Origin of the sequence: Acidocella sp., assembly GCF_052326845.1 — a bacterium.
Taxonomy (GTDB): domain Bacteria; phylum Pseudomonadota; class Alphaproteobacteria; order Acetobacterales; family Acetobacteraceae; genus Acidocella.
Map to the genome: position 1 here is coordinate 21363 of NZ_JBKQJR010000126.1, position 8009 is coordinate 29371.

Sequence of the window (8009 nt, forward strand, 5' to 3'; positions counted from 1 at the left end):
ATTCATTAACCGGATCAGATACAATCTAAGGTAAGTTGCCTTAGGCTGATCTGGTGCGCTGGTTGTGCCGGGCGGTGCTTGGCCGGCGGGAACGGGTATGGCGACTTACAGCATAGCGTCCGGCGGCACGCTGACCATCACGCGGCCGCTCACGGTCGGCACGAATATCGATTTCCTCAATAATGCCGGCGATAATGGCGTGCTGATCTTCACCAACGGCGCCATGGGGGTGAACACCGCCACGGTCAATGGCACGCTCTCCACCAGCGCCTATTTCGGCGGCACGGTGCTGAACGTCCAGCCCGGCAGCTATGGCATCGGTGGCGATCAGGTGACGCTGCAGGTGGTCAAGAGCCTGTTTTCGGAGCTGGACGTGGCCAGCACCGCCGCGGCGGATAATGCTGACTTCGCCAATATCGCCACGCTGGCGGCGCAGAGCGGGGATGTGATCCTGATCGCCGATGGCACGGTGGCGCCGGGGCCCGCGGCGCCGTTCACGCTGAATGCCAACGAGCAGCAGATCATCGACGAGATGGCCGTGGGGCTCTTCGGCACCGCCGCCAACAGTGCCACTCTGGTCCTCAGCTTTGCCGATATCCGGCAGAACCCGAACAGCAACCACCCTTTCGTCGATGGCGTGTTCACCACCGAGACGCCGGTGAACCCGTGCTTTGCCGCAGGCACGCGCATTCTTACCCCGCGCGGCGAGGTGGCGGTGGAGGAGTTGAGCGTGGGCGATCTGGTCATCACCCGGGAGGGCGAGGAGCAGCCAGTCATCTGGATAGGCAGGCGGGAGATCGAACTTGCGGCGCAGTTGCGGCCCGAGGCTGCGAGGCCGGTGATCATCGAGGCCGGGGCGCTGGGCGAGGGAATGCCCGCGCGCGAGCTGAGGCTCTCACCCGACCATGCGCTGTATCTCGACGGCGTGCTGGTTCCCGCCAAGGCGCTGATCAATTGGGCGAATATCCGCCAGGACCATGCGGCGCGGCGGGTGACCTATTACCATCTCGAACTGCCGCGCCATGGTGTCATCTTCGCCGAGGCGGCTCCGGTGGAGAGCTTTCTCGATACCGGGCATCGCGGCGTGTTCGATAATGCGGATGTGGCGGTGATCGCCCTGCCTGAAGCCATGCAGGCGCGGCGCGAGGCGGAGAGCTGTGCGCCGCTCTGCACCGCCGGGCCGGCGCTGGAGGCCATCCGCCAGCGCATCGCCAGCCGGCAGGTGGGGATCAGGCTCTCCCGCTAGGCTACTTGCTCGGCGGTGGCGGCGGCGGTCAGCACGCCATTGGCCAAATGCAGCTGCCTCTGGCCGGCGCCGTCATGGTGGCTGATGGCGACGATGGTGGTGTTCGGCAGGTGTTCCGCCAGCGTTGCCTGCACCTTGGCGGCCAGTTCCGGGTCCAGCGCGGAGGTTGCTTCGTCCAGGAACAGCCAGTCCGGCGCCGCGACGAGCGCGCGGGCGAGGGCCAGGCGCTGCTGCTCGCCCCCCGAGAGCTGCAAGCCCCAGTTGCTGACATCGTGCAGGAGTGGAGCGAGGTGCCCCAGGCCCAGCGCCGTGAGTGCATCCAGCGCCGCGGCATCGGCGATATCGCTGTCCGGCACCGGGTAGGTGATGCTGCGCTTCAGGCTGCCAAGCGGGAAATATGGCTTTTGCGGCAGGAACATGATGCTGCCGGAAGGCGGGGTGATCTGCCCGTCCCCGAACGGCCAGATGCCGGCGATGGCGCGGAACAGCGTGGATTTGCCGGAGCCGGACGGGCCGGTGACGGTGATCTTCTCGCCCGGCGGCAGGGTTACGCTGGCGTGGTTCAGCAGCTTGCGGCCGTCGGGCAAAGTAAGGGTGAGGTTTTCCAGTTTGAGCGCCTCGCCCGGCTCGCCCAGGCGCGGCCCGTTCGCGGCGGCGGCGCGCGCGGCTTCCATCGCCTCACGGAAGCCGTAGAGACGTGAGACGGTGGCGCGCCAGGTGACAAGGTCCTGGAAGGAGCTGATGAACCAGGACAGCGCGCCCTGCACCTGAGAAAACACGGTGGGGATCTGCACCAGCCCGCCATAACCGATCTGTTTGGCAAAATAGCGCGGCAGGCTGACCACCAGCGGGAAGATGTTGGCAATCTGGCTGAAACCGACGGTAAAGAAGTTCAGCGCCTTGGTTCGGCGCATGATCGCCCAGAAATTATCCCGCAATGCCTGGAAGCTGGCGCCGAGCGAGGCGCGCTCCTCCCCCTCGCCGCGCGAGAGGGCGATGGCCTCCGGATTGTCGCGCACGCGGATCAGCCGGTAGCGGAAATTAGCCTCCAGCCTCTGCTGGTTGAAGGAGAGCGGCACCAGCCTGCGGCCGATGAGCTGGGTAATGGCTGTGCCAATGGCGGAATACAGAATGGCAACCCAGAGCATGTAGCCTGGGATGGTGACGCCGAACAATTTTATGGGGCCGGAGATGGCGTAAAGCACGAAGACAAAGCTGAACAGCGTGACGACGTTGGAGATAAAATCCAGGCCGAGGCTCAGTGTGCTGGCGGTGAAATCCCGCAAATCTTCGGCAATGCGCTGGTCCGGGTTGTCGATGATCGAGCTCGGCGTATGGCTCAGGCTGATGTTGTAATAAGCGCGGTCGGTGAGCCAGTTCTCCACGTAATGCGCGGTCAGCCATTGCCGCCATTTTATCTGCAGCATCTGGTTGAGGTAGAAGGCGTACACCGCGATGAGAACATAGACGATGACCAGCTCGGCGAATCCCGGCATCGGGTAGGCCGTGGCGGAAACCTTCGTAATGGGAGCGTAGAGCAGTCTCTCCACCAGGGAGACATTGTAGACCTGGATGGCGTTATAGAAGTCGTTCAGCCAGTAGGTGAACACAACATTGATGGCGACCAGCAGCAGGTTCAGCGCGATGACCGAGCCGAGCAGGAGGAAGGCGCCCCAGCGCTCCTCGGAGCGGAAATACGGCTTGGCCAGGCTCCAGGCCTCCACCACGCCGGTGATGAAGTTGGTCATCCGCTCGCCCATGATCAGTCTTCCGCCTTCAGGCGCAGGCGGAGCACGCCATGCAGCACATCCGGGCTGATGGGCTTGCCCTTGCGCAGGATCTCGATGCGCCCGGCGCGGGCCAGGCGTTGCGCCGCCAGCTTCACGGGCGGCAGCGATTTGCGCCAGCTATCGTCCGCCGGGTTGCCGGCCAGGGTGCGGGCGGCCTCGGTGGGGCAGATGGATTTGTTCGGCCCGCGGGCGGCGAGCGTGGCAAGGATCGCCTGTTCGGCTGGATCTGTGGTCATAAGGCAAGGCTTATGCCCGATTGCCCGCGATGTTCAAAGGTGTTCAGCGCAGGGCAAACATTGCGGCCATTTCCTCCGGCCCCACGGGCTGGCCGAAATACGGCCCCTGGCCCTCATCGGCGCCGAATTCCATGAGCAGCTGGTACTGTGTCTCGTTTTCCACGCCGCCGGCCAGCACAGTCTGACCCAGGGCGTGCCCGGCCTTGATGGCGGCGCGCACGAGGGCGCTGTCCGAGTCTTCTTCCAGGTTTTGCACCAGGGAGCGGTCGAGCCGCAGCGTGGAGAAGGGCAGGCGCTTGAGCGCGCTCAAGGAGGCATGGCAGGTGCCGAAATTGTTCAGCGCCAGCCGCACGCCGAGGCCTTGCAGAGCTTTCAGCGCGAACACCGTGTCGTTATTGCCGTCCTGCAGCGCGGGTTCGGTAATTTCCAGTTCCAGACGTTCGGGTGCTACTCCCGACTGGTTCAGCGACTCGAGCAGCTGGTGGATGAGCCGGCCGCTTTGCAGATGCGGCAGCGACAGCGCCATGGCGATGGAGAAATGCGCGGGCCAGGTGGCGGCGTGCCGGCAGGCCTCGTGCAGCACCCAGCCGGTGATGCTGGTGATGACGCCCGAGCGCTCGGCAACGGGCATGAAATGCTGGGCGGGGATGTAGCCGCGGCGGGAATGGCGCAGCCGGAGCAGGGTTTCAGCCCCCCGGGCAAAGCCGCTGCCCAGGGTGATGATCGGCTGGTAATGCAGGGCGAAGCCGTCCGTTGCCAAAGCCTCGCGCAGGCGCTGGGTCATGCGCCGGCGTTCGGTGACTTCGTGCCTGGCGATACGCTGGCGCAGGTCGCGCGCGGATTGTTGTGAAACCGGGTTTTCAAGAATGGGAAAGTTAAGCTCTGTCATGGCATGTCTGGAAGGTCATGCGCCTGACACTGCGTTGCCATGGTTAACGGAGTGGAAAAGGATTTTTTGTATATTTAGGCAAAGTTTCACCGGATGAGCCGATAAAGGGGGCGGATATTGCCCTCGGTGCCGGCTAGGTGGGTGGCATGCGAACCACCCGTGTCATGGCCGGCGATGCCGTGCAGCGGGGTGTGGTGTCTTTCTGTCAGGCCCAGGCCTTGCTCATTGGTGAAGGAAGCGGAGAGCGGGACGTTCGTGATGCGGGTGCAGTTCATCAGCGGTGTCATGTTGTTCTGCATGAATTTCCGGCTGACCACCTAGGCCAGGATTGGCAGAAACGAAGCACATGGTGTTAGGCACGCTTTGCGGAGCAGCGGCAGGCGCGATGGCAATGCTGGCGGCCAAGCCAAACACAACGGCGCGCGAAGCCGTACGATTCCGCAGTTTGCTGCGGAAGATATATCGTTTGTTCACTTACAGCCTCTCTATGACTCGGTATGCATGGCGGATTAACGAATCGTTAGTCGATTTTCAGGGAGGGCTGTTACGGGATGTAATGGTGGAAATCTGCTGCGGCGAGGTTAACTTTGCGTGACGCTTTTATGACGCCCGAGCGTCAGAGCTTGAGTGACCGCAAATTATCTTGCGCTTCCGGGGCCAGGCCCGGGGTAAGGGCGGCGCGCAACCCGGCGAAGCTGGCCTTCACGCCGTAATGCAAGGAGACATAGGAGAGCGCCGCGCCCGGCTGCGGCGGGGAGGCGACATGGCGCAGCACCGCCTGCACGAACATGTTGGCGCTGCCAGCCATGATGAAGGGGGAGTCGGCGTCCAGGTAGAAACCCTGCAGGCTCGGCGGCGTGGCGATGGTGTAGAGCCCGTGGCGGGCGTAATCGAGCAGCTTGATCTTGAGCCCGGAACCGGCGCGCAGCGGGGAGATGGCCAGCGACGCGCGGTGCAATAACGGGGCAAGGGAAGGAACGCGGCCCCACGCCTTCACGCCACGGGGCAGGCGGGTGAGCGCCGGGCCGCAATCGCCCACCAGGTCCAGCGTCAGCCCCTCGGACAGTAATGGCGGCCAGATCTCGGAGAAGAACCAGCGCAGCCCGTCCAGGTTCGGCAAGGAATTGCTGCCGACGAAGATCAGCCTGCCGGGGATGCGCTCCACATCTGGCGGGCGCGGGCAGGGCAAGGCGGGCATGGGGGCGGTGAAAATATTGCGCGCCGGGCACATGGCGCGCAGCTCTTCCGCCTCCTCGGGCTGGATGGCGGCGATGGATATGGCGCGCCCGAGCAGGGTTGCCTCCCTGACGCGGGAAAAATTCTCCGGCAGCACATGGTAGCCGGCGGCCGAGAGCGCCTGGGCGCGGCGGTGAAACACATCGTGTGTGATGACGAGTCTGTTCACCCCCGCCAGTTCCGGCTCGGCCAGCAGGGGGGCGCGGAATACCGTGTCGATCAGCACGGCCTTGGGCTGCAGGCGCTCAATGGCGCGGGCGCACCAGCGTAGATCGGACGGGCTGGGGAAGGTGCCGAGCACCGCATCGGCATTGTGCCGGGCGCGCCGCAGCCGGGCGGCGATCGGCGGGGGCAGGCGGCGCAGCAACGCGCGCAGGGTGATGCTCAAAGCAGTGACGGGCGAGAGAGCGCCGAGATACGGGCCAACCCGGGTGATATGCGGCCCCAGCACCCGGGTCTCGGTGTAGCGCTGCACCGGCCAAGCCAGCCTGGAGCCGGTGAGCAGAATGGTGACGGCGAAGCCTTCCTGCCGCAGCCAGTCGATGATCGCGTGATTCAGTGCCAGGTGCCCGGCGGCGCCGGGCCTGGGTAATTCATCGGTGACGAAAGCGATCACCGGAGGAGAGGCACGGTCAGGCTGCGTTTTGCTGGATGCCTTTTTCGTTGAGCAGGGCCTGCAATTCGCCCGTCTGGAACATTTCGGTCACGATGTCGCAGCCGCCAACGAACTCGCCCTTGACGTAGAGCTGCGGAATGGTCGGCCAGTTGGAGAATTCCTTGATGCCCTCGCGGATTTCCGGGGTCTCCAGCACGTTTACCGAGGCGAACGGCACGCCGGCATGCTTCAGGATCTGCACCACGCGGGCGGAAAAGCCGCATTGCGGGAAGAGCGGCGTGCCCTTCATGAACAGCATGACCTCGGAACCGTCGATATGGCTCTGAATTTCAACAAAAATCGGATTGTCCATAAGCTTCTAGAATCCTTAATCGGGCGCTGAGGTTTGCAGCGCCAAAGCGTGAAGTTCGCCGCCCATGCGGCCTTGGAGCGCGGCGTACACCATCTGGTGCTGGCGCACCCGGGGCACTCCCCGGAATGCTTCCGACACGATGTTCGCCGCGTAATGGTCGTTGTCGCCAGCCAGATCCTCGATCTCGATCTTGGCATCCGGGAAGGCGGCCTTGATCAGGGCTTCGATTTCACTTGCGAGCATAGCCATTGGTCTCTGCTACCCTTTTCAGGCAAACCAATGCGGAAAGAACCCTTCATGGGCGTCCCGCAACTGTGGCAAGGATATGGCAACACCATTAGGCAGAGTCAATTTATCTGCCGTTAAGGTATGGCCGATACGCTGTGCGGGTATACCGGCTTCCCGCGCCGTGGCCAGCAGCGGGGCAGCATCGCGCACGGCCAGAACGTAGCGGGCCTGATCCTCGCCGAACCAGAATTCCGCACCGCCCTGCGCGGTCAGTTCCGCACCGGCATTACCGGCCAGCGCCATCTCCGCCACGGCGACGAGCGTACCGCCATCGGAGACATCGTGGCAGGCGGCGACGCGGCCGGCCAGGATCTGGGCGCGGACGAAGTCGCCGTTCTTCCGCTCGGCGGCGAGGTCCACCACCGGCGGGGCACCGTCCTCGCGGCCAAGGATTTCACGCAGGTACAGGGAGCGGCCAAGCTCGCCCTTCGTCTCGCCGACGAGCACCAGCTCCAGCCCGGCGGAGATGCCGTAGCCCACGGCCTGGGCGGCATCCTCCAGCACGCCGACGGCGCCGATGGCCGGGGTGGGCAGGATGGGGCGGCCTTCCGTCTCGTTGTAGAGCGAGACGTTGCCGGAGACGACCGGGAAGTCGAGGGCCTTGCAGGCCGCCGCCATGCCTTTGATGGCGCTGGCGAACTGGCCCATGATCTCGGGTTTTTCCGGGTTGCCGAAATTCATGTTGTCAGTCACGGCCAGCGGCAGCGCGCCGGTGGCGGTGATGTTGCGCCACGCCTCGGCTACGGCCTGGGCGCCGCCCTGTTCCGGGTCCGCCACGCAATAGCGCGGCGTGCAGTCGGTGGTGATGGCCAAAGCGCGCTTGGTGTCTTCCAGCTTGACGATGGCGGCATCGGCCTGGGCCGGGCGCTTCACCGTCTGCCCGCCGACAGTGGAGTCGTACTGGTCGAAAATCCAGCGGCGGGAGCAGAGGTCCGGGGAGCCGATCAGCTTCAGCAGCGCCTCGTCCAGGGGCGCGCTGGTTTCCAGCGGGCCAAGCGGCGCGGGCTTAGGTGTTTCCGCAATCGGGCGGCGGTAGAGCGGCGCGGCTTCGGCCAGCGGGTCGAGGGGGATGTCTGCTTCGGCCACGCCCTTGTGCTTGACCACGCTGCGGCCCGTATCGGTGATATGGCCGATGATGGCGTAGTCGAGGTCCCATTTCTCGATGATGGCGCGGGCCATCTCGCTGCGCTCCGGCTTGAGCACCAGCAGCATGCGCTCCTGGCTTTCGGAGAGCATCATCTCGTAGGCGGTCATGCCGGTTTCGCGCTGCGGCACGTCGTCGAGGTTCAGCTCGATGCCGACACCGCCCTTGCCGGCCATCTCGACCGAGGAGGAGGTGAGCCCGGCCGCCCCCAT

At 64.7% G+C, this 8009-nt stretch carries 9 protein-coding genes; 1 reads left to right on the top strand and 8 read right to left on the bottom strand.

The features are described from left to right. The first annotated feature begins 97 nt into the window (after positions 1-97). The gene (locus tag ACLPJJ_RS08335; RefSeq protein WP_443590493.1) at positions 98-1246 is read left to right on the top strand and encodes a Hint domain-containing protein; all 1149 of its coding nucleotides are present in this window, start codon (positions 98-100) and stop codon (positions 1244-1246) included. Here ACLPJJ_RS08335 and ACLPJJ_RS08340 read toward each other — a convergent pair. The 8 genes from ACLPJJ_RS08340 to ACLPJJ_RS08375 form a co-directional block, all read right to left on the bottom strand. Beyond that, on the bottom strand, positions 1243-3006 hold the full coding sequence (locus tag ACLPJJ_RS08340; RefSeq protein ID WP_443590494.1) for an ABC transporter ATP-binding protein/permease: 1764 nt from the start codon (positions 3004-3006) through the stop codon (positions 1243-1245). The genes ACLPJJ_RS08335 and ACLPJJ_RS08340 overlap by 4 nt on opposite strands. 2 nt (positions 3007-3008) lie before the next feature. After that, entirely contained in the window at positions 3009-3272 is a 264-nt protein-coding gene (locus tag ACLPJJ_RS08345) for a DUF3253 domain-containing protein (protein ID WP_443590495.1), read from the bottom strand. Between the two features lie 43 nt (positions 3273-3315). Beyond that, positions 3316-4161: an EAL domain-containing protein gene (locus ACLPJJ_RS08350; RefSeq protein ID WP_443590496.1), complete on the bottom strand. Its 846-nt coding sequence runs from the start codon at positions 4159-4161 to the stop codon at positions 3316-3318. Between the two features lie 86 nt (positions 4162-4247). Next, complete coding sequence (locus ACLPJJ_RS08355; RefSeq protein ID WP_443590497.1) at positions 4248-4460, bottom strand: hypothetical protein; 213 nt, start codon at positions 4458-4460, stop codon at positions 4248-4250. A 317-nt stretch (positions 4461-4777) separates the two neighbouring features. Further along, entirely contained in the window at positions 4778-6013 is a 1236-nt protein-coding gene (locus ACLPJJ_RS08360) for a glycosyltransferase family 4 protein (protein ID WP_443590498.1), read from the bottom strand. Positions 6014-6029: 16 nt separating this feature from the next. Further along, a complete protein-coding gene (gene grxD / locus ACLPJJ_RS08365) occupies positions 6030-6365 on the bottom strand; it encodes a Grx4 family monothiol glutaredoxin (RefSeq protein ID WP_443590499.1) in 336 nt (111 codons plus the stop codon). A gap of 15 nt (positions 6366-6380) precedes the next feature. Beyond that, complete coding sequence (locus ACLPJJ_RS08370; RefSeq protein WP_443590500.1) at positions 6381-6614, bottom strand: BolA/IbaG family iron-sulfur metabolism protein; 234 nt, start codon at positions 6612-6614, stop codon at positions 6381-6383. Positions 6615-6632: 18 nt separating this feature from the next. After that, the coding region (locus ACLPJJ_RS08375) for an AIR synthase-related protein (protein WP_443590502.1) at positions 6633-8009 on the bottom strand (1377 nt) is incomplete at its 5' end.

Coding starts and splice junctions, on each gene's coding strand:
- ACLPJJ_RS08335 (WP_443590493.1), top strand. CDS start 98: ATGGCGACTTACAGCATAGCGTCCGGCGGCACGCTGACCATCACGCGG.
- ACLPJJ_RS08340 (WP_443590494.1), bottom strand. CDS start 3,006: ATGGGCGAGCGGATGACCAACTTCATCACCGGCGTGGTGGAGGCCTGG.
- ACLPJJ_RS08345 (WP_443590495.1), bottom strand. CDS start 3,272: ATGACCACAGATCCAGCCGAACAGGCGATCCTTGCCACGCTCGCCGCC.
- ACLPJJ_RS08350 (WP_443590496.1), bottom strand. CDS start 4,161: ATGACAGAGCTTAACTTTCCCATTCTTGAAAACCCGGTTTCACAACAA.
- ACLPJJ_RS08355 (WP_443590497.1), bottom strand. CDS start 4,460: ATGCAGAACAACATGACACCGCTGATGAACTGCACCCGCATCACGAAC.
- grxD (WP_443590499.1), bottom strand. CDS start 6,365: ATGGACAATCCGATTTTTGTTGAAATTCAGAGCCATATCGACGGTTCC.
- ACLPJJ_RS08370 (WP_443590500.1), bottom strand. CDS start 6,614: ATGGCTATGCTCGCAAGTGAAATCGAAGCCCTGATCAAGGCCGCCTTC.